Raw genomic sequence first — 22,102 nt, forward strand, 5'->3', positions numbered from 1 at the left:
CCGGGCGAGGCTCCCGGTCGCGAGCCTCACTCCGCGTTCGACGCCCAGTCTCTGACCAGCGCGACGGCGAAAACCGTCAGCAGGGCGGCGATGCCGGCGTTCCGCGCGAAGTCGCCGGTGTCACCGGCGGCGAGTCTGACGACGCCGAGCGCGAGGAGGAGTCCGATGACGAGCGCGAACAGGACGGCCGCCCACGACCGCGCGTGCATGGTCGTTGATAGCGGGTCGCCGGAGAAAACCGTTGAGGTGGGCGCATCGAACCGACTCCCCGGTCGTGGCACCCGGTCTCCTCGCCGTCCGGGTCGGGCGCGTCTCGGGTTCAGGCGCTCGCGTCGTAGCCCGCCTCTTCGACGGCCGCGACGAGGGCGTCGGTGTCGGCGTCGCCCTCGACGGTCGCTCGCTCCGCCTCGCGGTCGGCGGTCGCGTCCTCGACGCCGTCGACGCCGGCGAGGGCGTCGGCGACGCGCTGTTCGCAGTGTTCGCAGGTCATCCCGGTGACGGTGAGCGTGGTCGACATGCGGTTCGAGATAGGGGCTTCCCGATTTAGTGGATTTCCCTTTCGGCGGTTCGACAAACTCCCGACGTTAGCTTTCGATTCGAAAGCCAAACGCGAGGAACACCTATGACATCGTGGTACCAACTGAGTCGCATGCGCGCGCTCGACGAAACAGACCTCCACATCCTCGAACTCCTCGCCGAAGACGCCCGCCGACCCTTCAGCGACATCTCCGCCGAAGTCGGCCTCTCCGCGCCGGCGGTCTCCGACCGCATCGACCGCCTCCGCGAGGAGGGCATCATTCGCCGGTTCACCGTCGACCTCGACCAGTCAACGCTCTCGGGCGGGACGCCCGTGCTCGTCAGACTCACCGTCCGCCCGGAGTTCGTCGACGAGGTCCGCGACACCCTCCGAGCGGCAGACCCGGTCCACCACCTGTTCGTCGCGGCGGACGGCGAAGTGACCGTCCACGCCCGGCTCGACGGGGACTCCGTCCGCGCCCAGTTGGACGACCTCGTGGACCTCTCGCGGGTCCGCGACTACGAGGTGAGCCTCGTGGAGTCCGCCGAGTGGACGCCGACGGTCAACGGAACCGGATTCGCCCTCGAGTGCGCCGAGTGCGGCAACACGGTGACGAGCGAGGGCGAGAGCGCCCGCATCGGCGGGACGCTCTACCACTTCTGCTGTTCGTCCTGTCTCGGCCGGTTCGAAGACCGATACGACCGCCTCGAAGCCGGCGCGAACGACGACTGAGCGGGCCGGGGGCCGATAATCGAGCGACGCGGCCACTGGTTTCGAATCCAAAGTTCGACCCCTCGATGACGCTCGGTCCTGAAGGGGAAATCGAGGTAAGAGAGGGGCACGTACGTATAGGTGAGATGAGTAGCCGAACGGCCCATTTAGATATCCGCGGGATGAGTTGCGCGAACTGCTCGCGCACCGTCGGCGAGGCGTTGGAGGCGCTCGACGGCGTGGCGAGCGCCAGCGTCAACTTCGCCACCGACGAGGGTTCCGTGGAGTACGACCCCGAGGAGGTATCGCTCGGCGAGATATACGACGCCATCGAGGACGCCGGCTACGAGGCGCTCTCGGAGAGCCGGACCATCGGCATCACCGGGATGAGCTGTGCGAACTGCGCCGACGCGAACCGGAAGTCGCTGGAGTCGGTTCCGGGCGTCGTCGCCGCCGAGGTCAACTTCGCCACCGACGAGGCGCACGTCACCTACAACCCCGCCGACGCGAGCCTCGACGACATGTACCGAGCGGTCGAAGAAGCCGGCTACACGCCCGTCCGGGAAGACGACGGCGACGAGGGGGACGCGGACGACGCCCGCGACGCCGCCCGTAACGAGGAGATTCGCCGGCAGAAGCGCCTGACGCTGTTCGGCGCGGCGCTGTCGCTGCCGCTCCTCGCGATGCTCGCGGTCGAACTGTTCGGCGGCGGCCTCCCCGAGACGATTCCCGGCACGGGCGTTCCAATCGGCTGGGTCGGCTTCGCGTTCGCCACGCCGGTGCAGGTCTACCTCGGCCGCGAGTTCTACGAGAACTCCTACACGGCGCTCGTCCGGAACCGCACCGCCAACATGGACGTGCTCATCGCCATGGGGTCTTCGACGGCGTACCTCTACTCCGTCGCCGTCCTCGTCGGTCTCCTCGCCGGCAGTCTCTACTTCGACACCGCCGCGCTCATCTTGGTGTTCATCACGCTCGGGAACTTCCTCGAAGCGCGCTCGAAGGGACAGGCGTCGGAGGCGCTCCGGACGCTCCTCGAACTCGAAGCCGACACCGCGACGCTCGTCGACGACGACGGGACCGAACGCGAGGTCCCCCTCGACGAGGTCGAGGTCGGCGACCGCATGAAGGTCCGTCCCGGCGAGAAGATTCCGACCGACGGCGTCGTCGTCGACGGCGACTCCGCGGTCGACGAGTCCATGGTCACGGGCGAGTCCGTCCCCGTCTCGAAGGCCGAAGGCGACGAGGTCGTCGGCTCGACGGTGAACCAAAACGGCGTCCTCGTGGTCGAGGCGACCAAGGTCGGCTCCGAGACCGCAATCCAGCAGATCGTCTCGCTCGTCAAGGAGGCCCAGGGCCGTCAGCCCGAGATTCAGAACCTCGCCGACCGCATCTCGGCGTACTTCGTGCCCGCGGTCATCGCCAACGCCCTCCTGTGGGGCGTCGTCTGGTTCCTCTTCCCCGAGGCGCTCGCGGGCTTCATCCGGTCGCTCCCGGTCTGGGGGCTCGTCGCGGGCGGCCCCGTCGCCGCGGGCGGCGCGGTCTCGACGTTCGAGTTCGCCGTCGTCGTCTTCGCGTCGGCCGTGCTCATCGCCTGTCCCTGCGCGCTCGGCCTCGCGACCCCGGCCGCGACGATGGTCGGGACGGCAATCGGCGCGCGCAACGGCGTCCTGTTCAAGGGCGGCGACGTGCTCGAACGCGTCAAAGACGTGGAGACGGTCGTCTTCGACAAGACCGGCACGCTCACCAAAGGCGAGATGACGCTGACCGACGTGGTCGCCGTCGGCCCCGCCGCCGACGGCTCCGGCGTCGTCACCGCCGACGACGAGACGCTCGACGAGGACGCGGTCCTCCGGTACGCCGCCTCGGCCGAGCGCAACAGCGAACACCCGCTGGCCCGCGCCATCGTCGCCGGCGCGGAAGGCCGCGGCCTCGACCTCGCCGACCCGGAGGACTTCGAGAACGTCCCCGGTCACGGGATTCGCGCGACCGTCGACGGGAAGACCGTCCTCGTCGGTAACCGCAAACTCCTCTCGGACGCGGGCGTCGACCCCGCGCCCGCCGAGGACGCGCTCCGCGACCTCGAACGCGAGGGCAAGACCGCGATGCTCGTCGCGGTCGACGGCGACCTCGCGGGCGTCGTCGCCGACGCGGACGAAATCAAGGAGTCGGCCGCGGAGGCCGTCGCCGCGCTCCGCGACCGCGGCGCGACCGTCCACATGATTACCGGCGACAACGAGCGGACCGCCCGCGCCGTCGCCGAGCAGGTCGGCATCGACCCCGAGAACGTCAGCGCCGGCGTCCTCCCCGAGGACAAGGCCGACGCCGTCGAGTCCCTGCAGGCCGACGGAACGAGAGTCATGATGGTCGGCGACGGCGTCAACGACGCGCCCGCGCTCGCCGCCGCGTACGTCGGCACGGCGCTCGGCTCGGGAACCGACGTCGCCATCGAGGCGGCCGACGTGACGCTCATGCGGGACGACCCGCTCGACGTGGTGAAGGCCATCCGCATCTCCGCGGGGACGCTCGCGAAAATCAAACAGAACCTGTTCTGGGCGCTCGGCTACAACACCGCGATGATTCCGCTCGCGTCGCTCGGCCTCCTCCAGCCGGTGTTCGCCGCGGGCGCGATGGCGCTGTCGTCGGTGTCCGTCCTCACGAACAGCCTCCTGTTCCGGGCCTACACGCCGGACCACGACTACCGCTTCCTCGACTTCCTCCGGCGGTAGTCCGCTTCGCCGTCTCGCTTTTCTCCTCGCGCGGCGATTCTCTCAGGGTATGTCCACTCGAACCCCCGCGCGGACGGAGCCGTGGCTCCTGGTCGCCGTCGGCGCGTTCCTCGTTCTCGTCGGCCTCGGAACGCTCGCGAGCGCCCCGTGGCGCTACGCGGCCGGCGGGTCGGTCGTCGCGGTCGCGGCGCTCCAGATAGTCGGGTCGCTGTCGGCGGTCGTCATCGGTGCCGGAGCCGCGTGGCTCGGGGCGGTCGAGGCGCGCGAAAAACGGTGACGGACGGGACGTTCAGTACCGCGACGGGAGGAACGCCATGCCGATGAGGAGAATGACCGTGGTGAACGAGACGATGGCGATGCCCCAGAGACCGTTTTCGGTCTCGTGGAAGCTGTCGATTTCGGACAGTTGCGCCTGGTAGCTGTCGTAGTTCTGCGTCAGGACGAGCGTCTCGCCGTCCGGGAAGTACGCGAGGTACTGCTGTCCCGAGATGGTCAGGTTCGCCTCGTTTTCGACGGTGACGGTGTTCTCCTCGGACGCGAACCACTCGAGGGTCACGCCGGAGGTCTCGACCGCGTCGACGGTGACGGACTGGTTGTTGTAGTCGAAGGAGTCACCCTCGGCGACGGTGCGCGTCTCGTTGGCCGGGAAGTACTCGTCGACCGAGACGAGCGTCGAATCGTTGACGACGACGTAGCGCTCGCCGTCGCGGGTGACGGTCTCGTTGTCGGCGTTCGAGTCGGCTTGGAGGATTGCGGTCTCGTTGTACAGTTCGACCAGCGTCGCTTCGGTGGGGTCGGAGACGTTGGCGATTTCGACACGGTAGTCCGTGCCGTCGAGCGTGACGGTGCTCTCGTTGTCCCACGTCTCGGTGAAGCGAGCGGAGTCGTTCACGTAGGTGAGTTCACCGGAGCGGACCAGCGTGGTGCCACCACCGTGACCGCCCGACTCCTCCTCTTCGGTTATCGACGACACTGTGTACGCCTGGTCGCTATCGGGGACGGAGAACTCGTCCCCCTGTGCCAGCGAGTACTCGGGGTTCTCGAAACTGACCGACGGCGTCGATGCAGTCGCGATAAGTGAGTATGCACCGGCACCGATGACCAGGAAGAACACGACGGAGATGACCGCGGCGCGTCGTTGCATGGTTTCGGCATGGGCCACGCGGCGTATAACGATTACTTTTCCTCGGAGCGTGTCACCGCGTCGCGCGACTGCCGGCGGCGACTCCCGCCCCCAATACGACGGTGCAGACGAACAGTCGAAGCTGTGGATTGACAAGGGTTTTTGAAACTATTGGCCGAACCTCCCGTCAATGAGATATCGACCAGTCGTTCGACGGAGCCGAACCGGGAGTTGGTCGTGACGCGCGACGACGACCTCGTCACAGAACAGTTGGAACTCGCCGCCGATCGGTTCGACTTCCTCAACGCGTTGGACGGCGCGCGCCTCGACAAGCGAGATTTGACCGAGGTGCTTCCGTACTCGCGCTCGACGGTCGACCGCGCGATACGCGACCTGACCGCCGCGGGGTTCGTCCTCGACGACGGCGACTACACCACGTCGCTGAAGGGCGGACAGTTCATTTCGCTGTTTCGCGCCACTCGCGACGCCGCCGCCGACGTGCTCGAACTCGACTCGTTCGTCGCCGGAGCGGCCGCCGACTACCCGCTTCCGGTCGAGGCCGTCGTCGGGGGCGACGAACTGCGGACCGACCCGCGCGTCTCACACCCGTTCGATGCGCTCGGAAACAGGCTCAAAGCGACGAACAACGGGACGTTCGTCCTCCCGTACCTGCCGAGTCAGACGTTCGTCGACCGGTGTACGACCTGGCTCGTCGACGGGCACTCCTGTCGGTTCGTCGCTCCCAACTCCGTCGTCACCGCTATCTGGCGGGCGTACCCGGCGTTTCTCGAAACCGTACAGACCGTCCCGGACTGCGAGCTTCGGGTCGGCGAGGTTCCCCGTTCGCCATCGCGCAGACGACGCTCGACGGGACGCCCCACGCGATGGTGGTCGCCTACGACGACGACGCGCGCGCACGCTGCGTCATCGAGAACACGAGCGAGCGCGCCGTGGCGTGGGCCCGGAGCCGCGTGCAGTCGATTTGGGAAGCCGCGAGCCCGTTCGACCTCAACGGAAACGCCGACGGTGACGCTCCCGAAACCGAAGCCGACATCGCGGACGCCAAAGCGGGCGATGCGGACGCCGAAGCGACGACGGCCGGCTCCCGGAACGTAACCGACGACCGCGGTGGGAGTGCGGCGATTCGCGGCCCGGTGCTCTCCACGGAGCTGCGGTCGCAAGGGTTCGCCCGGCTCGCACCGGCGTACTTCGACCGCGTCGGCGTCTCGCCGCCGCTGGCGTGTTGGCGCGCCGGTTTCGACCTCGGCGAGGTCCGCGCCGGTTACGCGCTCGACCGCGAGCGCCCGACCGAAGACGGACGCGAGAACGTGACTGACGACCTGTTCTCCCGACTCCGCTCGGGGACCGACCACGTCGTGACGGGGCCGCCCGGCGCGGGAAAGAGCACGGTATGTATGTCCGTCGCGTGCCGGTGGTACGACCACGAGCAGGGTACCGTCCTCTACCGGAAGTCCGGCCAGCACGACCCGTTTACCTCCACGGCGCACCTCGGGTCGTACCTCGCCGAGGCCAGCGGGCACGTCCTCGTCGTCGTCGAGGACGCGACCCGGACCGAGGCGAACAGCATCTTCGAACTCGTCCGCGAGTTCGACGACGACGACCGCGTGACGTTCCTCCTCGACAGTCGGGAAAGCGAGTGGCGCGACGACTCGCTCCGCGGCACCGCTCGCCTCGAATTCCACCGGAGACAATCGATAGACGTGGTCTCTGTTCCCGTCGTCGACGCCCGCGAGCGAGCCAGACTGGTCGAGCACTTCGAGGCGACTGTGGGAACGAACGTCGATATCGACCCCGAGGAACTCACCCCGAACGAGGGCGGGGACCTCGAACCAGGAGAGATGTATCTCTTTTTGCATCGACTCGCCCGGCACGCCGAGCCGGCAGCAGGAGGGAACGCCGCCCCGACGAGCCTCCTCGACGACATCGACTCCGTCTACGCCGACCTCGAACGCGTCGACGAGCGACTCGGCGTCGACGTCGGCGTTCTCGTGAATCTCCTGAACGCCTCGGGCATCGGCGTCTCGCCGCCGCTCGCGTACGCGCTCACCGAGTCGAAGCAGGACGAATCGGTCGTCGAAGAAGCGCTCGACGCGCTCGAACGGACCGTCCTCTACTCCGCGTTCGGCGACGACGAGTCCGACGGCGACCGGGTTCGCGCGGTCCACGAGACGTGGTCCGCTCGCTTCCTCCAGCGACTGCTCGACCTCGAATCCGAGCGTCGCGCCCGCCGCCGGTTCGAGCGGTGTCTCGACGCGCTCTGCTCGCTCGTCGACGACGGCGACGCGCGCCGGACCGTCCAATCGGTGTTCGGCGGGACCGCCGATATCGTTCGCACTATCGAGAGCGACCCCGCGACGTGGGGAGAACGACTCGTCCGTAGCGTGTTCGAACTCGGCGTCAACACGCCGACGCTCTCCGAGCTGTACGCCGAGACCGACTACTCCGACGTCGACGTGCCGCGGGCCTGCGACGGCACGCTCCGACTCGACGTTCGTCGGTGGCGCGCCCGCATGTTCGTCAACGGGGGCGAACTCGAACGCGCCGAACGAGAGTTCGAGTCGCTCGCGTCGCTCGACGACGAGCGCCTCGACGAGGCGGCACTGGTCCGCGCGCGCGCCGACGGCTTTGCCGGACGCTCCGAGGTCGGACGCTACCGCGGTTCGTTCGAGCCCGCCCGCGAATACGCACAGGAGGCCCTCGAACGATTCAGTCGAATCGACGACGAGGTGGGCCGCAGCGACGTGTTGAACGCGCTCGGTGGTATCGAGGCACAGACCGACAATCCGGAGGCCGCGAAAGGCTACTACCAGCGAGCGCTCGAACTCCGTCGCGACCTCGAAGACGAGACGAAAGTTGCGAGCACGCTCGCGAACCTCGGACTCGTCGAGATAACGCTCGGTGAGTTCGAGTCAGCCGCGGCGCACGCCCGCACGAGTCTCCAGATTCGCCGAGAGATTCAGTATCCGTGGGGAGAAGCGCTGAGCCTCGCCGTTCTCAGCCGTATCGAACTCGAAAACGGGACGCTCCACGAAGCGGAGCGATACGCCCGACTCGCGCTCGACATCCGCGTCGAAATCGGCGACTCCATCGGCGTCGCGTCGACATCGAACAACCTCGGGAAGATAGCGTTCGACCGCGGGGCGCTCGACGACGCGCGCGAGCGCTACGAATCGCTTCTCGACGACGTCGAGGACCCGGAGTTCGATTGGATTCGAAGGGACGTGTACTACGGTCTCGCCCAAACGCTCTCTGAACTCGGTGAACCCGAGACCGCCATCGAATACGCCGAACGCGCCATCGACCTCCTCGAAGAAAACGAGTCGAAGCGGACCGAACTCCAGACAGTCCGCGCCCGAACTCTCCTGGACAGCGGCGATCTCGACGACGCGCGAACGGTCGCAGAACGCGCCCACGAACGAGCGTCCGGACTCGGCGACGAGCCGAGGACGCTCGCGAGCGTGACGCTCGGAGAGGTGTACGTGCGGTCGGGAGAGACTGACGACGGGACTTCGCTACTCAGGACTGCAATCGAATCCGCGCCGACGGCAGTCCTCGAAGGCCGGTGTCGCCGACAGTACGCTACGGCGCTCTGTGAGACCGGAGACGTTTCCGATGCACTCGCCGAATTACGACGCGCTGCAGCGTGCTTTTCCTCCGTCGAAGCCGGGGTTCGAGCGCGGAAGACTGCACTTGACGCCCTCGAACTCGCACACGAACTGGGCGACGACGACGCGGTCAGCGCGCTCGAACAGCGGCTCGTACGATAGCGTCGTCAGTCGCCGCTTCGATACCGAGACGCGTCGCTCGCGAGAGTTGCGTTCGAAGAGAAAAGCCAAGGGCCGGAATTGTACCACTGGTTCAAGTTCCAACCGTTAAAGTATATGAATAGAGCATGACCGAGAAGGAACAGGCTCAGCACCTCCGAGAACAGCTCAAAACGGGCGAACGCGGCGGAAGTGATACCGACCGCGACGCACTCCTCGAATTCTCCGACCGTCTCAAGCGGATGCGCGAAGAGTACACCTGGCATCGTCACCTGAAGCTTCTCCGCCACTCGACGATCGCGAGCGAGCAGGCACCCGTTGACCTCGTCGACGCTCGCGAAGACCCCGACGCCTGCCAGCAGCTCGTCGACTGGATTCACGACAAGTACGACATCGACGAGACGCCGTACACTAACCAGGACTACCGCGTCGCGGTCCGCATCTTCGGCAAGCGGACTCTCGGGCACGACCTCGCCGTCGAGCAGCGCGAGAAGGAAGACGTCATCCCACCCGTGATGAAGCGTGAGATCAAGACGACCCTCCCGCGGAGCTTCAAGCCCCGACCCGACCCGGCGAAGATGCTCTGGTGGGACGATCATATCGACCCCATGCTCCAGAAGTGCCGCTACTCCCGCGACGCCGCGATGATCGCCGTCTCGTGGGACCTTGGCGCCCGCAGCGGGGAGATGCGTGAACTCCGTGTCGGCGATGTCACCGACCACAAGTACGGCCTCCAAGTCTCCCTCGACGGAAAAACCGGCCAGCGCTCGCCGACAGTCATCAACGCCGTCCCGTACCTGAACAGATGGCTCGCGGACCATCCGAAGGGCACCGACCCAACGGCACCGCTCTGGTGCGACCTCGACAGCGGCCGCGATGTCTCGTACAAGATGAAGCTGAAAATGATGAAGAAGCCCGCCCGCCGTGCGGAAATCAAACACACCGACATCACTTGGCGCCGGATGCGCAAGAGCTCCGCCTCGTTCCTCGCCAGCCAGAACGTCAGCCAAGCTCACCTCGAAGACCACCACGGATGGGAGCGCGGCTCCGACGTCGCCTCCCACTACGTTGCTGTCTTCGGCGATGCGAACGACCGCGCCGTCGCGAAGGCCCACGGAATGGACGTCCAGGAGGACGACCCCGAACCGACAGCGCCGGTTAACTGCCCGCGGTGTGAGAGAGAAACTCCGCGCGAGCGCCCTGACTGCATGTGGTGCGGCCAACCGCTCTCCCACGAGTCCGTCAGGCAGAAGAAGAACCAAACGATGGAGCTGCTCGACGCTATCCAGACCGAGGACGGCGACGCAGCCAGCGCGCTCGTTGAGCTCGGGAAGATCCTCGAAGAGTACCCTGCGCTCAACAACGTCGTCGGCGACGACATCGAGGTCAAAGAGCTCTACTCCCAGATTCAAGCCTGACCACCTCGCTTGCGGTCAAGCTCTAAGAGCTCAAGCGGCTGGCCACCAAACCGCTCTGCGACATCGGGATCGGTCGCCTGCTCCCGGATCGTCTTAAATACCTCTTCGTGCTGCTCGATGATGTCGATCGGGTCCGTCGGTTGTGTCGTTGCCATAGCTTAGTTCTCCAATTTGGCTGTCATGCTACCCTCTCGCTCTTTTTCGAGTTCGCAAAGTTGGGCGGTGAGCGTCATCGCGACCCTCCGTTGGTGAAGTCGGTGAGCCCGTGTTGGGGAATCTCGAGATCGCCGCCACCCGAAACGCGGTAAACCCGGATGACGCTTTTCGGGAGCCAGACCTCGTCGCCGTCGGCGAGCAGGAGGTAGGCCTTCTCGGTCTCGTGGTCGACCCGGCCGCTGACTAGGTTGTCGCTGCGGCCGAGCAACTCGACGTCCTTCTCGTCGACGAGCCAGTCCGGGAGCCAGGCGACAAGGTAGTCGTCGTCACCGCCGTTGGCCTGGAGCTCTCGGGCGACGGTATCCGGGTCGTCACCGGAGAGCTTCCGGTCGCTGATCAAGTCAGCGTAGCCTTTGATTAAGATAGGGTCTTCACTCATCGTATCTCTCTCCTGCCGTTGTGGTTTCGGGCCAGTGCCATTCGAGACCGTCCTCGGTCGGGGTCGTGAGTCCCTCCCGGCAGAGCCGGTCGTAGGCGTACAGTATCGGGGAGACACCCGGCCCAAGGCCGTGCCGGACGCGAGCCTCCTTCGCGTACACCATCACCAGCTTGTGACGCCGGCGCCGGATCCGGAACTCCTCAAGGACACCACGAGGGTCGGCGAGGAACCGGCCGCCCCATCGGGCAGTCGCATGGAGGCGCTGGAAGAACGTCCGGACCGCGGTGATGACGCTACGCATCGTCCTCCCCCTCGATGTCGACGTGGTCGAGAGGCTCGTCGGCGCCCTTCACCGCGGCGACCAACTGCTGGACGAGCATCTCCGCGCCGTTCTGGCTCACGCCGAACTCCCAGCGGTGGAGGTGGCCAGCCGACTGTGCGAGCGCGTCTTGGGCGTTGCCGTGGACGTCGTGGAGCTGGCTCTCGTTGAGCAGCACCGAGACCGAAATTCCCTCAGAGTCCTCGGGGTTGAGCTCGCGGTCGGTGACGACCTGTGCGGAGATGACCTCGTCGCCGTCGACGTCGGACGAAAGGTTGACCAGATTCGCGATCTGGTTGGCGAATACGCGGTAAGTCGGCTCCTGCATCGTGAGGCCGAGCGTGACGAGGCCGTCGTCGTGGCGGTCGATGGCGCGCTGGCACTGCTTCGCGAACAGCGCGGCCTGATCGCGATTCATGTCGAGCCGCACCAGCGCGTGCGGGTCGGTTGTCGCGAGTACCCGGCACTCCGGGAACGGTGACTCGTAGTCGATGGCGCCGGTGTCACTCGCGGTCATCAGTCATCACCTCCCCAGAGGAGACACTCCAAGCACGGGAGCTCGTCAGTCCCGGAATTCGGACCTACACACCCCACCGTGCCGTTGATACAGGAGTCGTCCTGGTCGGCGATTCCGGCGTGGGTTCGGACGGCGTCGGCGCATTGGTGATGGTAGCGATCAGCGCCGTGCTCACCAGCGACCGCGGTGGGGTCGTATTTTCCACCGTCGGTGACGAGCCATCCGTCCATGTCGGCGTCCTGGTTGGAATCGTCGAGGAGATTCTGCCACGCCTGTTCAGCTTCAAAGCCGCTGTCGAAGTGTGCGTGCAGTCGTGTCGCCACCGTTCCCGGAGTTCCATGCCAGTCTTCGCCCATCGAAGCGAGAAGCCGCTGAGCGTCACGGTACTTTAGCGGCCAGTCGCGAAGCACGAAGTCGTTGTACGGCCCGTCAATGACCCAGAAACATGTCGCACAGGTGTTCTTCGAACCGGGACGGAACATCAGCTCACCGACGTCGCCACAGTTCGGGCACGTCCAGTTGGTGTCGAAGATCCGAACCCCACGGTCATCGACGTAGTCCATGTCGTCGTAGTCAGCGCTGGAGTGTGGGACGTGCTCGACAGTTTGACCGCCGTCGGTGACGAGTCGCTCGCCGCTTGGTGAAAGGCCGAGGTCCTCCGGGTCGGCGGCCTCGAGGCGCGCTGCAGTCGTGTGCTCCGGGATGCCCCCACTCGTTCCGCGTGGACGCTCGCCTGGCTCGTCGAAACTGAACCCACAGCGGCCGCAGTAGTAGGCTTCGTCCCGACCGCTCGCACCACGCGTCGCCGGCGAGCGCTTTCGGACGTGAGGCTTGTCGCAGCGGGGGCACACTTTGAGGTTGCGTCCGCCGTCGGTTGCGACGCGCGACACGCGGACGTCGTGGAACTGCTCGTGGTCCTCAGCGGCGTCGCCGACTTGCTCGATGTCGCCGCGCTCGATGACTCCGCACTGCTTGCACTTCGCGACGAAGCTCATCACGAATCACCACCCTCGTCGTTGACGTCTTCGTCGACCGTCTCGGAAATCTGATGGTGGCCGGCCTGGGGATGGGCTTCTTCGGATTTGTGCTCCCACGCGAGACCGCTCCAGCGCAGCGCTCCGGGAGTGATTTCTTCGCTGCAGATCGGACACTCGGCCCCGATCAGGTCGTCGTAGTCGATCCGCGCCGGAACAAGTTCGACAGCGCCGCCGTCGGTCGCGACCCGGTCTTCACCGGGGAGCGGACCGATGTACCGCCAGCGGCGCTCGCCACACTCCTCGCAGTCGTCGGAGAGGGTACACGTCTGCTCGTGCCCGCAGCTGACGCAGCGGTGCTCAAGCTCGTCTGGTTCGTCGTCGACTTCGGTAGCGCGGTCGAAGTCGTTGCCGTAGCGCTTGTCGAGCGAACACATCTGACAGAGCCGCCGGTTCGCCCCCGTTCGCTGTCCGCACTTCCGGCACTCGCGACCCGCCATTATCGCGACCCTCCTAGCGAGAGCGTACGGCCACAGACGATGCACCGTTTTTCGATCACCGCGCTTCCGGTGAAATCGGTCTTCCCGTAGCGTCGGGTGTGCTCGTGGGGGCAGTTGTTCGCGGTCGTGATGCCGCCGTCGGTGATAAGTCGGTTCTCAGAAGCGGTGGTCTCTTGAGCCGGGACGCCTAATCCCGACTCGGTTGCGTTCTCAGTCATTTGGTTGAGGTCGTGACCCGCGGTAGGCCGGGCGCGCTTGTCCTGGACAGATGTGGCGCGCTCGGCGGGCTCCGCGGTGCTACTTCGTCCCTTAGAACTCGACGTATAAGGGAGGGTGCTGTATTTCCGGCAGAATGGGTGTGTTGGAAAAGCTATGCTTATTCGCTGGTTCTGCGCCTTACGAGCCGCGTAACTAAGCCGCTCTCTCGCGTTTTCGTGCATGCGTTTTTAGTTGATCGTGGCCGGCGCGTCTCCCCCGCGCCGGGACCTTTCAGTCGATAGGCAGTACTTTGGGGATCGTTCAGACGTCCGCGCGGGTCCCCTCCTCCGCTGAATTTTCACTCTCTCGCTTGCTACCAGTAGGAGCGAAGTCATCCCACTCATTGCGGTTCTCCGCCTCAAGACGGGCCTTGATGGCTTCACGAACCCATTCACTCCGAGATGTCGCAGGGTGTCGGTGGCCATCGATGTCGTCTCGCATCTCTTCGTCCATCGTGATCGTTGCTTGATAGCGGTTAGTCACCATCTTACCACGTAACCACGTAGTTTCGATGTAATAATAGTTCTTGTGGTGACTCACCAACTAACCACAGGGGCAAGTAATTATGTAGCCATGTGACCACTTTCGGCCATGGCCAATCGGAAAGACGTCACAGTTCCCTTACCGAAAGACGCAGTTGATGAAATCGACGGGAAGCTTTCATACGGAGATAGTCGTGCGGGGTGGATTCGTGAGGCAGTCTATCAGCGTCTTGAGCGCGAGGGGGTCAACACAGAAGAATTCCGTAAGGAATTGGGAGACCCAATTGAGGGCGACGAGGGAAATCCGAATCGGGGACCCGAAGCGGTCCCAGTAAGTAACTGAGATGGGTATTTTTCGCGTCCTCCGAGGGCTGTTCAGTTCAAACAGCAGTACTTCGATCGATGGCGACAACATGGGTGTCGCAGGAGAGGATTGGAGGTGGAGCCGCGTTGACGAGCAGCCGTTTGACCACTATACAGACGCATCCGACCGGGTCGTCGTACTGAAGCGCGAGCGGCGGCACGATGAGGTTGAAGAGCTTCTTCTATGGTGCATCGACTACGTGGAGGCCGAAGCCGAGTTCGAGAAGCACCAAAAGTACGGCCATGCGGCCATTGCACCCGCATATTACCGACACCTCGGTATCGTCTATCGTAAGGACGGCCGCTATCAGGACGAAGTGGGAATTCTTGAGAGGTACGTCAAGGCGTGTCGGGATTTGGGAGGGGACCCACAGAAGAAGATGTCCGACCGACTAGAGCGAGCTCGGGAGCTGGCGGCAGAGAGTGGGTCTTGACCGGCGTCTGGGGTCACTCAGCCAAGCTGGTTGATACCGAGGTCTCCGACTGGGGGGTCGATTGTCTCGTCGAGACGCGGTACACGCGACTCTGGGCGGGCCCCTCAGACTCGATGAGATCGTATTCTTGGAGCTTCGCTAACTTGTTTCGCCGCGACCGCTTGCCAACCGGCGTCAGGTTGTGGCCGTAGTAAAGCTTCTCAGAAACCTTATCGCACCGACTGTGAAGGTCTCTTGCTGAGAGTTCGCCGGCACCGTGGATCAGCGCGTAGAGGATATGGTGGTGGAAGGGAAGCGGCCGGAGGTTTTTATTGCACATATGCGATTATAGCACTATGGCACGACCGAGTTTCACCGTCCCGGACGACCTCCTGGATGACTTCGACCGGGCGCTCGCGTCAAAAAGCGCGCGAGGGGAACTCCCTCCGAAGGTCAACCGGAGCAAGGTGGTTCGAGAGCTGATGTACGAGTACGCAAAAGAGGAGCTTGGTGAGGGAAACTTGAATACGACCCCGAAGCTGACGATTGACTGATTGTTTTACAGCTCTGCGGGGTCAAGAGCACTAATACTGTCGGGGAGTTCAATTGTCTCGTCGAGGACACGGTAAACGCGGTTCTGTGGGGGACCTTCGGACTCAATAAGATCGTATTCTTGGAGCTTCGCGAGTTTGTTACGGCGTGATCGCTTACCGATTGGTGTCAGATCGTGGCCATAGTAGATGTCCTGAGAGACCTCCTCATACTTAGTATGGAGATCACTCGCTGGGAGCTCACCAGCTTCGTGAACTAACGCGTAGAGAACGTGGTGATGGAAAGGGAGCGACCGAAGGTTTGATTTCCGGATTCGGTGCTGGGCTCGCTCGAATGAGTCGTTGATATCGGGACCGTGAATGCTCGAACGCCCCCGCTCGTCTGCAAGTTCGGCGGCGGCGCGTAGCGCTTGAATCCCGAATCTCGCAACGCCTGCAACCTCGTCGGCGATGGTCTGGAGTTGGTTGTTCGTGACTGCTCCTCGAGGGAGGCCCTGATCAGCCCGTGCCCGTAGGATCGACGATAGCTCGTTGACCCCGTAGCGCTCAAGTTTGATTGGACCAGTGATATTCTGCCGCACGGTAGAGGGAGCGCGAGCAAGCCAGCGATCAGCATCGTGGCAGATCGCGACGATCGATACCTTGGGTACGCGGGTGATGTACTCTAAGGCCTCGGTGTTTGGGAGCGTGTCAGCCTCGTCAAGTACTAAGATGTAGGGTTGGTCGACAGCTTCACGCAATTGCTCTCGGAGAACTTCGACCGGGGTGTTTAGTGCGACATCAACCTGGACATGGTGCTCGCGAAGAGCAGTCCGAAGAATCTCACCGGTAGTGGTGCCGAGACATTCGATGTGAGCGTGGTCGACGGCAGCGAACGCCTCAAGCTTTCCGAGCGTGTGCCTGGCGAGAACAGTTTTTCCGACGCCGGAAGGCCCTGTGATGAGGACATCGTCGGCACGCTTTCCGTCGAGCGCCGCCCCAAATGTGCGGGAAAGCTCTTCTACCGCCCCCTCTCGGTGCCTGAGCTCCCGGGGCAGGTACTCGTCCTCGAAGACCCGCGGATCAGTTATCATGTTGTCCAAAAATGACGTAAACTGGGTATAAAAACAAGTGCGACAATTCCGGCAGGTGGTTGACGAATTCTAAACTTGTTTTTTAACCACCTGCCGCCCGCCCATGCTGGCCCGCTAGTGAGCAGGCTTCGTCGTGGACGATCTCGAAGACGTCCTCATCGAGGTTCCCACACTCGCACTTGAACGAGATGACTTCACCATCGTGGAGGCCGCCTCTTCCCTCAGTTTTCCCAAACTTGACGACTGTGATCGGGTGGGCCGCATCGAACTCAGGTGTCGGACGTCCGGGGACATCAGGGACGAGCTCGTCGTAGTGGTCTCGACCGTGTTCACCAGCGAGAGAGCAGTCTTCGTCGTGCCAGATCTGCTCAAGCGTCTCGTCAGCTTGCATGCATTCGGGACAGAGGTAACCGACACACTCTCCGCGGAAGTGATTCGAACCCTCGGGCTCGGTGACGACCAGCCGCTGAATTTGGATACCCTCCAGCCGTTCGCGAATGACCTTCATTGGTTTGCCTCCTCATCAACGTGGAGATTAGAAACAAATTCGTCGACGTACGCATCAACCGCAGTCGATAGATGCGCGTCGGACCCATCGACGGCACGGAATATCTCGTCCTTCGTTTCGTGAGGGACGCCATTGTCGCCCGCGAGGCTCGATTCCAGTTCGTAGGCGAGCCATCTCAGTTGCGCAAGCCGCACGTAGGTCTCGTCTTGGATGAGCTGCTCGTACTCGTGGTACGTCAGTTCATCATCGACGAGCGAGCGTTCGTGCTGGTATGGTTTGGAGCCAGCGTACTGCAGCTTGTGTGCGAACGACATCAGTCGTCACCCCACGGAAGGATGGAGGTCGCTCGCGAGACCATCGCCATTCGAATCTGCTCGGCTGACTCCTCCATCCGACGCTCGGTCACTTGGGAGACGTCGTCGCTGTACTGCAGCAGAATGTCGATGCTTTTGAGAGCGACTGCGAGCTCGCCGAAGACTTCGTCCGAGCAGAGTTCTTCAGCGAAGTTCCCGTCAGGGTCGTCCACGTCGACGAACTCATCAGCGTAGCGGCCGGCGGCCGCGCGAGCGTCGGCGATGCTCGTCATTCGGAATCGCCCTCCTTGGCGTCGCGGTTGTGGAGTGGGTGTTCGAGCCGGAGCCGGGAGCGCGGGTAGGCGTAGCGCTTTTTCTCGACGTCGAGGTCGGTGCGCTGGGGGAACGTCACTTCGACGACGTCGTCTGTCGCTGGGTACGCCGGGTTTACATCCGCGACGGTGGGGCCGTCGTCGGCGAGCTTGTAGGCGTCTGCGCGGAGGGTGTCGAGGCCGACGACGAGCATGGCCGCGATGTCGAGCGAGTCATCTTCGTCGGCGTCGCGGTCGATGACGTGGTCGCCGACGTGGAGCCGGGGGAGTACGTCCCCGTCGGCCATGTTGAGCTGCTCAGCGATGCGGCGGGCGTGGGTGTTGTCGTCGGTCATATTAGCTCTCCTCCGGGATCTGCGCGAGGACTGCGTCGTGGATCACGTTGCTCGTTGCGAGGTAGACGTCCCAGTCGGGGAGTTCGTCGACGTAGATGTCGGGCGCGAAGTCGTTCGCTGGGGTGGTCGTGGTCGGTACTTCCGAAACCGTTTCTGTTGGGGGGTTCGTAGCTGCCATTGCTTCGTTGTCCGAAGCACGGTCGGGTGTTCCAGCACCCGGCCGGCCATTCATCCTCGGCCGACCTCCCGTGCTCAGTTACATCTACAACGGCCAGTCTCTTATAGATTTGCTTTGCAAAGTGCATTAGAAATTGTGACACAAAGTATAATGCAAATGGTTGCGTACTTGCGTACGCAGATGAGTGTACTGAACAGCAACATGGTAAACGAGAACTACGAGCCGTCGGCGAACGACGAGGAGGTTCTTGCTGCGCTGAAAGACGGTCGCGATGAGGGTAATCCGTGGGGGCGGTCGAACCCGCGATACCTCGTCGACCAGACGGAACTCGACAAGGGCAACGTCGAGTTCTCACTCCGAAGTCTTCGAGACGCGGGGTGGATTCAGCGTGTCGCCCGCGGACTCTACGAGTTCGTCGACGACCCGAGGGAGGGTGGTGATGACGTCGGGGAGTAGCGACAGCATCAGCTGGCCGGCGAACTACCCGCGCACCGCCGACAAAGACCGCGAGCCGTATCCTGGCGACCTCTCGCCCACGCGCAAGGAGTCCTTCGAGAGCGTCGTCGACGAACTCGAGCGCTGGGGCGCGACCGATGTCGACATCTCGACGGCGAGTCAGCACTACGTCGACCGGCCGAACATCCCCCACCAACACGACAAGCCCGACGACGTCGGCGTGGTCGCACGCTTCCGTCGCGAGGGCGAGGCGGCCGACACGGGCTACGCGATCGCGTGTGACCGCTGGGCGACTCAGCGTGAGAACGCCCGCGCGATTGCGCTGTACGCCCGTCGGATGCGACTCGCCGAGCGCTGTGGCGTCACGACCGCGTCGTCGACGTTCGAGACAGCTCGGCTCCCACCCGCCCAAGACGATGATGTCGTCGTCGCCGAGGCGTCGCGAGCGCCGCACGACGTCCTCGAGGTCGCCCCTGACGCGCCGGCCCACGTGGTTCGCGGCGCGTATCGCGAGCTGCTCCAAGAGCGACACCCCGACAAGGGCGGGTCGCAGGAGGAGGTCATCGAGCTGCAGGAAGCGAAGGAGGCGATGTTGGGATGAGCGACCTCCCGTTTTGGTGCCCGTGGTGCGAGGCGGTCATCACACTCGACGGAGAGCCGGCGACCACGGAGGCCGACGCCTACTGGCACGCCTACGACCACCAAGACAAGGGCCCCGACGCGGTAGTTGTGACCGACCACTTTCGGCGGGTCGACACAGTCGAGACGGAGCAACACCATGTCTGACGACATCCTCGAACCACAGGCCCGGATGGATCGCGCGTTCCGAACGCGCGACGCCAACCAACAAGGCTTGAGGCGTTTGAGCCGTGGCTACTGTGTTGGATTATGTGACGTGGGGACTCAGAAAGAGGTGCGACGCGCGTGCCGTCGTAGCCGACTACTCACGCCCACTAAGGCGTCTAAAGGCAGTTACGACGGTGTTTAGTGGTCCGCGCTGAGGCGAATTCGACATCTGCATTCCCCAGTCAGACCCCTTATGCGACTCGTCTTCTTCGCGGTCACTCGAGGTCGAGCTCATAACCGACTATTGGACGGGGGTAGTGTTGAATACTTCGATTGAGATGACATGATATCGGGCTAATTAGAAAAATAAGCCGCTAGGCCGGCTTATGGCTCTAATCTCTCGAAGATGGAGTCTGAATAAAAGACCAGCAACCCAAGAACTAGACTAACTGCCAGTTCACCGATTAACATAGCATATGAAAGCCCCTGCCCACGCACTTGGAGTGCACCCACGAGTACACCACCGGAGAACAATATCACTCCACAAATTGCGAACGCCATTGCCCAAGTAATTGCCTGCGCATTAAATTCGTGGACCGAGTTATTGTGATTCACCCACCCAGAGTACTCCTCGTTGAGCTTCTCGAAGAAATCCTTGCGCGACCACTCGCCGTTGGCAGCGGACTCTACTCGCGAAGGATCGATACCCATCTCGAACTTCGAGGAGGTGTACGCCATTGCAGCAACAACGGACGATCCCAGTAGAGCCAACACCCCAATGGCAGTATGGGCATTAAGAAAGCTTGATGTAGAAATTGCATTTGTATTCGTCGAGAGCGAAAGTGCACTACTGAGGATACCTAGTACCAAGAGGTTCACTCGAAAAATTCCGACTGCCTTTTGATCCTCGCGATGGATTTTGTCAATCTGCTGGTCCATCGTGTGCCGTGCTTCTCGACATGCTGCTTCAAGCTTTGACGCAGAGTCACCCCCTGTATCTTCTGAGCCCATGGGGTGTACCAGAAGCCTGTCAGAATATAATGCTATTGGTTAATCACGTATAGAGCAACTATTTCGATCCAGTAATTGTTTCTTGCACCAACCCAACTTGCGCGAGAACGAGACAGATCGCCGCCAGCGCCCGCACGGGAACGAGGTCGACGCCAGTCCAGACGCCCGCGCCGAAGAGCACGAGCGCGAAGGAGATCGCGATGAGCGCCAGCAACTTCCAGCCCGAAACGTGCGGGTCGTAGAAATGCTCGAGCAGCGGGACGGCCATGAAGCCGAACGCCCCGGCGAAGAGCATGAGGTAGTTCACGGCGACCAGGACGTCAGTCATCACTGCCCTCCTGGTCGGCGGCGTGCCACGCGGAGAGCGCCCCGCTCGCGGCGGCGGCGAGTTGCCCCCACCGTGCACGGGCGATCTCGACGCCGAACAGCGCCGAGAGCACGCTCGCGAAGACGGTGATGTGGTTGCCGGTGAGCTGTGCTGTCTGTGGGAAGAGGACGTCGGCGAGCAACGCGACGGCGAACGCCGCCGCGAAGATGAGCCCCGCTAACGCCCGTGCTTTTTGCAGTCGCATTCATGGGTGTGAGGGTGTCTGAGATCCGCGACGGCCCCTCTCGGCGTCGCGGGCCCGGTGATGTCAGTAGTGCTCGCTCCGTGAGTCGACGGCGTCGGCGCTCGTCGAGCGGAGGTCATCGCGGGCGATAACCCCGACTACTCTTATAGTAGAGATGGTCGAAAATCTCGAAATCACGATTATAGTTGGATGTGCAGAGGCGGGAGTCTGCTGCGCTGGATACCTTGTAGCGTTACTCAAAGCGCAAAAGAAAGAGCGACGAGGTGATCAATAGAATCAGAACTGGTCGACGACGTGCCGGCTCGGGTCCCACGACGACGGGACGAACGCGTCGCCGTTGTCGTCCGTCGGCTGTTCTTCGGGATGGTCCTCGTACCACGCCTGGACATCGCTGCTCGTCACCCCGCCCGTCGGGCTCCGGTAGTGAGTGAGCGTCGCGCCCGACGGGACTGCAGCTGCCAGACGGTCGAAGAGGTCCGCTGCTTCTGTAGCTCCGTCGTAGGTCGTGCCGTCGACGTCGATCGTGCCAGAGACGAACGTCACGCGAGCCGTGAGGCGTTCCTCTCCGTCGGAGAGGCTGTCGTCCTCTTCGGTGGTCGTCCGTTGTGGGCCGTCGTACTCCGGGCCGACCGCCGGCGAGTCGTCCGCCGGGAGTTCGGACTGGAGGGCGTCGAGCGTGTCCGGGTCCGATTCAACCGTGAGCGTGACGACGTGGTGGAGTTCAAAGTGGCTCATAGGTAACTCACCCGGCGGGCGGTGGTGTCCAACAATGAATCTGTTTCTGAGTCTGTTAGCGTCCGAGACCAATACGCAGCCATGGCAACGTCACAATTTTGGTATTGACCAAAGTCAGAACGTTTCCCAACACATAGAGGATAGGTTGGTGCGGTAGTGAAATCTACCGCAGAGTCGTTGAAACTGGTGTTCCCATTCCAGTCTTTTATAGAGGTATAATCTCCGGCTTTTGCCTTACAGACACATGCTACCCAACCACTAACATTACTTATGTTAGCAAAAGACGCATCGCTCCCATCCGCAACCCCAAATCCGATTTCCCCATCTCCGACTTTAAGCCCCCAAGCATTTTTTGCGTTTACCGGGTCGCCCATGTTGAACGTTCTCGCGGATATTGGGAACGTATCGGACTTTGCCAATAGGAAAACGGAAAACTCATTATTTACAGTAGAATAGTCTGTTTCTCCAAAGTCGTCAGAACCATCAAATGATGAACCCTCTCCAACTGGCGACGGGTTTCCCATGCTTACTCCCCCGCTGAGCGTGAGGTGTCGCCCGTTGCCCGAGC

31 protein-coding genes are annotated in these 22,102 nt (G+C 63.2%); 11 read left to right on the forward strand and 20 right to left on the reverse strand.

The features are described from left to right. Window positions 1-26: 26 nt before the first annotated feature. Window positions 27-209, reverse strand: a complete 183-nt coding sequence (locus C5C07_RS15220; RefSeq protein ID WP_004976527.1) for a hypothetical protein — start codon at window positions 207-209, stop codon at window positions 27-29. A gap of 110 nt (window positions 210-319) precedes the next feature. Then, window positions 320-517: a heavy-metal-associated domain-containing protein gene (locus C5C07_RS15225; RefSeq protein ID WP_004976528.1), complete on the reverse strand. Its 198-nt coding sequence runs from the start codon at window positions 515-517 to the stop codon at window positions 320-322. Window positions 518-649: 132 nt separating this feature from the next. On the opposite strand from C5C07_RS15225, the gene C5C07_RS15230 reads away from it, so the two are divergent. From C5C07_RS15230 to C5C07_RS15240, 3 genes are all read left to right on the forward strand, one after another. Beyond that, the gene (locus tag C5C07_RS15230; protein ID WP_049905180.1) at window positions 650-1,249 is read left to right on the forward strand and encodes an AsnC family transcriptional regulator; all 600 of its coding nucleotides are present in this window, start codon (window positions 650-652) and stop codon (window positions 1,247-1,249) included. A 125-nt stretch (window positions 1,250-1,374) separates the two neighbouring features. Next, complete coding sequence (locus C5C07_RS15235; RefSeq protein ID WP_050459188.1) at window positions 1,375-3,957, forward strand: heavy metal translocating P-type ATPase; 2,583 nt, start codon at window positions 1,375-1,377, stop codon at window positions 3,955-3,957. 49 nt (window positions 3,958-4,006) lie between these two features. Then, window positions 4,007-4,234, forward strand: coding sequence for a hypothetical protein (locus C5C07_RS15240; protein ID WP_004976531.1), 228 nt, complete (start codon window positions 4,007-4,009; stop codon window positions 4,232-4,234). Between the two features lie 12 nt (window positions 4,235-4,246). On the opposite strand, the gene C5C07_RS15245 is transcribed toward C5C07_RS15240, so the two are convergent. Further along, window positions 4,247-5,101, reverse strand: a complete 855-nt coding sequence (locus C5C07_RS15245) for a hypothetical protein (RefSeq protein WP_050459187.1) — start codon at window positions 5,099-5,101, stop codon at window positions 4,247-4,249. A 216-nt stretch (window positions 5,102-5,317) separates the two neighbouring features. Here C5C07_RS15245 and C5C07_RS21900 point away from each other — a divergent pair, with 216 nt between their 5' ends. The 3 genes from C5C07_RS21900 to C5C07_RS15255 all read left to right on the forward strand — a co-directional run bounded on the left by C5C07_RS21900 (window position 5,318) and on the right by C5C07_RS15255 (window position 10,283). Beyond that, entirely contained in the window at window positions 5,318-6,196 is an 879-nt protein-coding gene (locus C5C07_RS21900; RefSeq protein WP_233510400.1) for a hypothetical protein, read from the forward strand. Window positions 6,197-7,611: 1,415 nt separating this feature from the next. After that, a complete protein-coding gene (locus tag C5C07_RS21905; protein WP_233510407.1) occupies window positions 7,612-8,868 on the forward strand; it encodes a lipopolysaccharide assembly protein LapB in 1,257 nt (418 codons plus the stop codon). A gap of 125 nt (window positions 8,869-8,993) precedes the next feature. After that, complete coding sequence (locus C5C07_RS15255) at window positions 8,994-10,283, forward strand: site-specific integrase (protein ID WP_115805408.1); 1,290 nt, start codon at window positions 8,994-8,996, stop codon at window positions 10,281-10,283. On the opposite strand, the gene C5C07_RS21330 is transcribed toward C5C07_RS15255, so the two are convergent. The 6 genes from C5C07_RS21330 to C5C07_RS15280 all read right to left on the reverse strand — a co-directional run bounded on the left by C5C07_RS21330 (window position 10,274) and on the right by C5C07_RS15280 (window position 13,188). Next, on the reverse strand, window positions 10,274-10,438 hold the full coding sequence (locus C5C07_RS21330; protein ID WP_158546589.1) for a hypothetical protein: 165 nt from the start codon (window positions 10,436-10,438) through the stop codon (window positions 10,274-10,276). The genes C5C07_RS15255 and C5C07_RS21330 overlap by 10 nt on opposite strands. Window positions 10,439-10,512: 74 nt before the next feature. Next, complete coding sequence (locus C5C07_RS15260; RefSeq protein WP_147302027.1) at window positions 10,513-10,878, reverse strand: hypothetical protein; 366 nt, start codon at window positions 10,876-10,878, stop codon at window positions 10,513-10,515. Next, window positions 10,871-11,179 (reverse strand): hypothetical protein, encoded by a 309-nt coding sequence (locus C5C07_RS15265; protein ID WP_115805410.1) that lies wholly within the window; start codon window positions 11,177-11,179, stop codon window positions 10,871-10,873. Before C5C07_RS15265 ends, C5C07_RS15260 begins: the two co-directional genes overlap by 8 nt. After that, the gene (locus tag C5C07_RS15270; RefSeq protein ID WP_115805411.1) at window positions 11,172-11,714 is read right to left on the reverse strand and encodes a hypothetical protein; all 543 of its coding nucleotides are present in this window, start codon (window positions 11,712-11,714) and stop codon (window positions 11,172-11,174) included. Before C5C07_RS15270 ends, C5C07_RS15265 begins: the two co-directional genes overlap by 8 nt. Further along, window positions 11,714-12,709 carry a hypothetical protein gene (locus tag C5C07_RS15275; protein WP_115805412.1) on the reverse strand — a complete coding sequence of 332 codons (996 nt, stop codon included), beginning with the start codon at window positions 12,707-12,709 and terminating at the stop codon, window positions 11,714-11,716. Before C5C07_RS15275 ends, C5C07_RS15270 begins: the two co-directional genes overlap by 1 nt. After that, window positions 12,709-13,188 (reverse strand): hypothetical protein, encoded by a 480-nt coding sequence (locus tag C5C07_RS15280; protein ID WP_115805413.1) that lies wholly within the window; start codon window positions 13,186-13,188, stop codon window positions 12,709-12,711. Before C5C07_RS15280 ends, C5C07_RS15275 begins: the two co-directional genes overlap by 1 nt. A 1,153-nt stretch (window positions 13,189-14,341) precedes the next feature. Between C5C07_RS15280 and C5C07_RS15290 the strand changes: the two genes are divergently transcribed. Both C5C07_RS15290 and C5C07_RS15300 read left to right on the forward strand, forming a co-directional pair. Beyond that, window positions 14,342-14,725 (forward strand): hypothetical protein, encoded by a 384-nt coding sequence (locus C5C07_RS15290; protein WP_147302028.1) that lies wholly within the window; start codon window positions 14,342-14,344, stop codon window positions 14,723-14,725. A gap of 335 nt (window positions 14,726-15,060) precedes the next feature. Further along, window positions 15,061-15,258 (forward strand): CopG family ribbon-helix-helix protein, encoded by a 198-nt coding sequence (locus C5C07_RS15300; RefSeq protein WP_042662545.1) that lies wholly within the window; start codon window positions 15,061-15,063, stop codon window positions 15,256-15,258. A 5-nt stretch (window positions 15,259-15,263) separates the two neighbouring features. Here the strand turns inward: C5C07_RS15300 and C5C07_RS15305 are convergent, their stop codons facing one another. The 6 genes from C5C07_RS15305 to C5C07_RS21335 form a co-directional block, all read right to left on the reverse strand. Further along, on the reverse strand, window positions 15,264-16,328 hold the full coding sequence (locus C5C07_RS15305) for a Cdc6/Cdc18 family protein (protein WP_115805417.1): 1,065 nt from the start codon (window positions 16,326-16,328) through the stop codon (window positions 15,264-15,266). 82 nt (window positions 16,329-16,410) lie between these two features. After that, window positions 16,411-16,836, reverse strand: a complete 426-nt coding sequence (locus C5C07_RS15310; RefSeq protein ID WP_115805418.1) for a hypothetical protein — start codon at window positions 16,834-16,836, stop codon at window positions 16,411-16,413. Continuing rightward, window positions 16,833-17,150 carry a hypothetical protein gene (locus tag C5C07_RS15315; protein WP_115805419.1) on the reverse strand — a complete coding sequence of 106 codons (318 nt, stop codon included), beginning with the start codon at window positions 17,148-17,150 and terminating at the stop codon, window positions 16,833-16,835. The genes C5C07_RS15310 and C5C07_RS15315 overlap by 4 nt, the downstream gene beginning before the upstream one ends. After that, window positions 17,150-17,422 carry a hypothetical protein gene (locus C5C07_RS15320; RefSeq protein ID WP_115805420.1) on the reverse strand — a complete coding sequence of 91 codons (273 nt, stop codon included), beginning with the start codon at window positions 17,420-17,422 and terminating at the stop codon, window positions 17,150-17,152. Before C5C07_RS15320 ends, C5C07_RS15315 begins: the two co-directional genes overlap by 1 nt. Continuing rightward, window positions 17,419-17,796, reverse strand: coding sequence for a hypothetical protein (locus C5C07_RS15325; RefSeq protein WP_115805421.1), 378 nt, complete (start codon window positions 17,794-17,796; stop codon window positions 17,419-17,421). The genes C5C07_RS15320 and C5C07_RS15325 overlap by 4 nt, the downstream gene beginning before the upstream one ends. Before the next feature lies 1 nt (window position 17,797). Next, on the reverse strand, window positions 17,798-17,974 hold the full coding sequence (locus C5C07_RS21335; protein WP_158546590.1) for a hypothetical protein: 177 nt from the start codon (window positions 17,972-17,974) through the stop codon (window positions 17,798-17,800). 180 nt (window positions 17,975-18,154) lie between these two features. On the opposite strand from C5C07_RS21335, the gene C5C07_RS15330 reads away from it, so the two are divergent. The 3 genes from C5C07_RS15330 to C5C07_RS15340 are packed head-to-tail and all read left to right on the forward strand — an operon-like array spanning window position 18,155 to window position 19,216. Next, the gene (locus C5C07_RS15330) at window positions 18,155-18,430 is read left to right on the forward strand and encodes a type IV toxin-antitoxin system AbiEi family antitoxin domain-containing protein (protein ID WP_233510401.1); all 276 of its coding nucleotides are present in this window, start codon (window positions 18,155-18,157) and stop codon (window positions 18,428-18,430) included. Then, a complete protein-coding gene (locus C5C07_RS15335; RefSeq protein WP_115805423.1) occupies window positions 18,414-19,031 on the forward strand; it encodes a J domain-containing protein in 618 nt (205 codons plus the stop codon). Before C5C07_RS15330 ends, C5C07_RS15335 begins: the two co-directional genes overlap by 17 nt. After that, window positions 19,028-19,216 (forward strand): hypothetical protein, encoded by a 189-nt coding sequence (locus tag C5C07_RS15340; protein ID WP_115805424.1) that lies wholly within the window; start codon window positions 19,028-19,030, stop codon window positions 19,214-19,216. Before C5C07_RS15335 ends, C5C07_RS15340 begins: the two co-directional genes overlap by 4 nt. 384 nt (window positions 19,217-19,600) lie before the next feature. Here the strand turns inward: C5C07_RS15340 and C5C07_RS21115 are convergent, their stop codons facing one another. From C5C07_RS21115 to C5C07_RS21120, 5 genes are all read right to left on the reverse strand, one after another. After that, window positions 19,601-20,155: a hypothetical protein gene (locus C5C07_RS21115; RefSeq protein WP_147302029.1), complete on the reverse strand. Its 555-nt coding sequence runs from the start codon at window positions 20,153-20,155 to the stop codon at window positions 19,601-19,603. Between the two features lie 130 nt (window positions 20,156-20,285). Beyond that, window positions 20,286-20,555, reverse strand: coding sequence for an acyl-CoA oxidase (locus C5C07_RS15350; protein ID WP_115805426.1), 270 nt, complete (start codon window positions 20,553-20,555; stop codon window positions 20,286-20,288). After that, window positions 20,548-20,799, reverse strand: a complete 252-nt coding sequence (locus tag C5C07_RS15355; protein WP_115805427.1) for a hypothetical protein — start codon at window positions 20,797-20,799, stop codon at window positions 20,548-20,550. Before C5C07_RS15355 ends, C5C07_RS15350 begins: the two co-directional genes overlap by 8 nt. A gap of 276 nt (window positions 20,800-21,075) precedes the next feature. Then, a complete protein-coding gene (locus C5C07_RS15360) occupies window positions 21,076-21,534 on the reverse strand; it encodes a hypothetical protein (RefSeq protein WP_115805428.1) in 459 nt (152 codons plus the stop codon). Then, window positions 21,531-22,058, reverse strand: coding sequence for a hypothetical protein (locus C5C07_RS21120; RefSeq protein ID WP_158546591.1), 528 nt, complete (start codon window positions 22,056-22,058; stop codon window positions 21,531-21,533). The genes C5C07_RS15360 and C5C07_RS21120 overlap by 4 nt, the downstream gene beginning before the upstream one ends. Between the last annotated feature and the right edge of the window lie 44 nt (window positions 22,059-22,102).

Source organism: Haloferax sp. Atlit-4N (genome assembly GCF_003383025.1).
Lineage (GTDB): Archaea > Halobacteriota > Halobacteria > Halobacteriales > Haloferacaceae > Haloferax > Haloferax gibbonsii.

Bases quoted from the DNA above. Each gene is read 5' to 3' on its own strand.
- C5C07_RS15320 (WP_115805420.1), bottom strand. From the start codon at position 17,422: ATGACGAGCATCGCCGACGCTCGCGCGGCCGCCGGCCGCTACGCTGAT.
- C5C07_RS15240 (WP_004976531.1), top strand. From the start codon at position 4,007: ATGTCCACTCGAACCCCCGCGCGGACGGAGCCGTGGCTCCTGGTCGCC.
- C5C07_RS15270 (WP_115805411.1), bottom strand. From the start codon at position 11,714: ATGACCGCGAGTGACACCGGCGCCATCGACTACGAGTCACCGTTCCCG.
- C5C07_RS21115 (WP_147302029.1), bottom strand. From the start codon at position 20,155: ATGGACCAGCAGATTGACAAAATCCATCGCGAGGATCAAAAGGCAGTC.
- C5C07_RS15260 (WP_147302027.1), bottom strand. From the start codon at position 10,878: ATGAGTGAAGACCCTATCTTAATCAAAGGCTACGCTGACTTGATCAGC.
- C5C07_RS15315 (WP_115805419.1), bottom strand. From the start codon at position 17,150: ATGTCGTTCGCACACAAGCTGCAGTACGCTGGCTCCAAACCATACCAG.
- C5C07_RS21905 (WP_233510407.1), top strand. From the start codon at position 7,612: ATGTTCGTCAACGGGGGCGAACTCGAACGCGCCGAACGAGAGTTCGAG.
- C5C07_RS21330 (WP_158546589.1), bottom strand. From the start codon at position 10,438: ATGGCAACGACACAACCGACGGACCCGATCGACATCATCGAGCAGCAC.
- C5C07_RS15330 (WP_233510401.1), top strand. From the start codon at position 18,155: ATGAGTGTACTGAACAGCAACATGGTAAACGAGAACTACGAGCCGTCG.
- C5C07_RS15350 (WP_115805426.1), bottom strand. From the start codon at position 20,555: ATGACTGACGTCCTGGTCGCCGTGAACTACCTCATGCTCTTCGCCGGG.
- C5C07_RS15280 (WP_115805413.1), bottom strand. From the start codon at position 13,188: ATGGCGGGTCGCGAGTGCCGGAAGTGCGGACAGCGAACGGGGGCGAAC.
- C5C07_RS15265 (WP_115805410.1), bottom strand. From the start codon at position 11,179: ATGCGTAGCGTCATCACCGCGGTCCGGACGTTCTTCCAGCGCCTCCAT.
- C5C07_RS15290 (WP_147302028.1), top strand. From the start codon at position 14,342: ATGGGTGTCGCAGGAGAGGATTGGAGGTGGAGCCGCGTTGACGAGCAG.
- C5C07_RS15245 (WP_050459187.1), bottom strand. From the start codon at position 5,101: ATGCAACGACGCGCCGCGGTCATCTCCGTCGTGTTCTTCCTGGTCATC.
- C5C07_RS15300 (WP_042662545.1), top strand. From the start codon at position 15,061: ATGGCACGACCGAGTTTCACCGTCCCGGACGACCTCCTGGATGACTTC.
- C5C07_RS21335 (WP_158546590.1), bottom strand. From the start codon at position 17,974: ATGGCAGCTACGAACCCCCCAACAGAAACGGTTTCGGAAGTACCGACC.
- C5C07_RS15255 (WP_115805408.1), top strand. From the start codon at position 8,994: ATGACCGAGAAGGAACAGGCTCAGCACCTCCGAGAACAGCTCAAAACG.
- C5C07_RS15325 (WP_115805421.1), bottom strand. From the start codon at position 17,796: ATGACCGACGACAACACCCACGCCCGCCGCATCGCTGAGCAGCTCAAC.
- C5C07_RS21120 (WP_158546591.1), bottom strand. From the start codon at position 22,058: ATGGGAAACCCGTCGCCAGTTGGAGAGGGTTCATCATTTGATGGTTCT.
- C5C07_RS15340 (WP_115805424.1), top strand. From the start codon at position 19,028: ATGAGCGACCTCCCGTTTTGGTGCCCGTGGTGCGAGGCGGTCATCACA.
- C5C07_RS15230 (WP_049905180.1), top strand. From the start codon at position 650: ATGCGCGCGCTCGACGAAACAGACCTCCACATCCTCGAACTCCTCGCC.
- C5C07_RS15235 (WP_050459188.1), top strand. From the start codon at position 1,375: ATGAGTAGCCGAACGGCCCATTTAGATATCCGCGGGATGAGTTGCGCG.
- C5C07_RS15220 (WP_004976527.1), bottom strand. From the start codon at position 209: ATGCACGCGCGGTCGTGGGCGGCCGTCCTGTTCGCGCTCGTCATCGGA.
- C5C07_RS15305 (WP_115805417.1), bottom strand. From the start codon at position 16,328: ATGATAACTGATCCGCGGGTCTTCGAGGACGAGTACCTGCCCCGGGAG.
- C5C07_RS15355 (WP_115805427.1), bottom strand. From the start codon at position 20,799: ATGCGACTGCAAAAAGCACGGGCGTTAGCGGGGCTCATCTTCGCGGCG.
- C5C07_RS15275 (WP_115805412.1), bottom strand. From the start codon at position 12,709: ATGAGCTTCGTCGCGAAGTGCAAGCAGTGCGGAGTCATCGAGCGCGGC.
- C5C07_RS15335 (WP_115805423.1), top strand. From the start codon at position 18,414: ATGACGTCGGGGAGTAGCGACAGCATCAGCTGGCCGGCGAACTACCCG.
- C5C07_RS15310 (WP_115805418.1), bottom strand. From the start codon at position 16,836: ATGAAGGTCATTCGCGAACGGCTGGAGGGTATCCAAATTCAGCGGCTG.
- C5C07_RS15360 (WP_115805428.1), bottom strand. From the start codon at position 21,534: ATGAGCCACTTTGAACTCCACCACGTCGTCACGCTCACGGTTGAATCG.
- C5C07_RS15225 (WP_004976528.1), bottom strand. From the start codon at position 517: ATGTCGACCACGCTCACCGTCACCGGGATGACCTGCGAACACTGCGAA.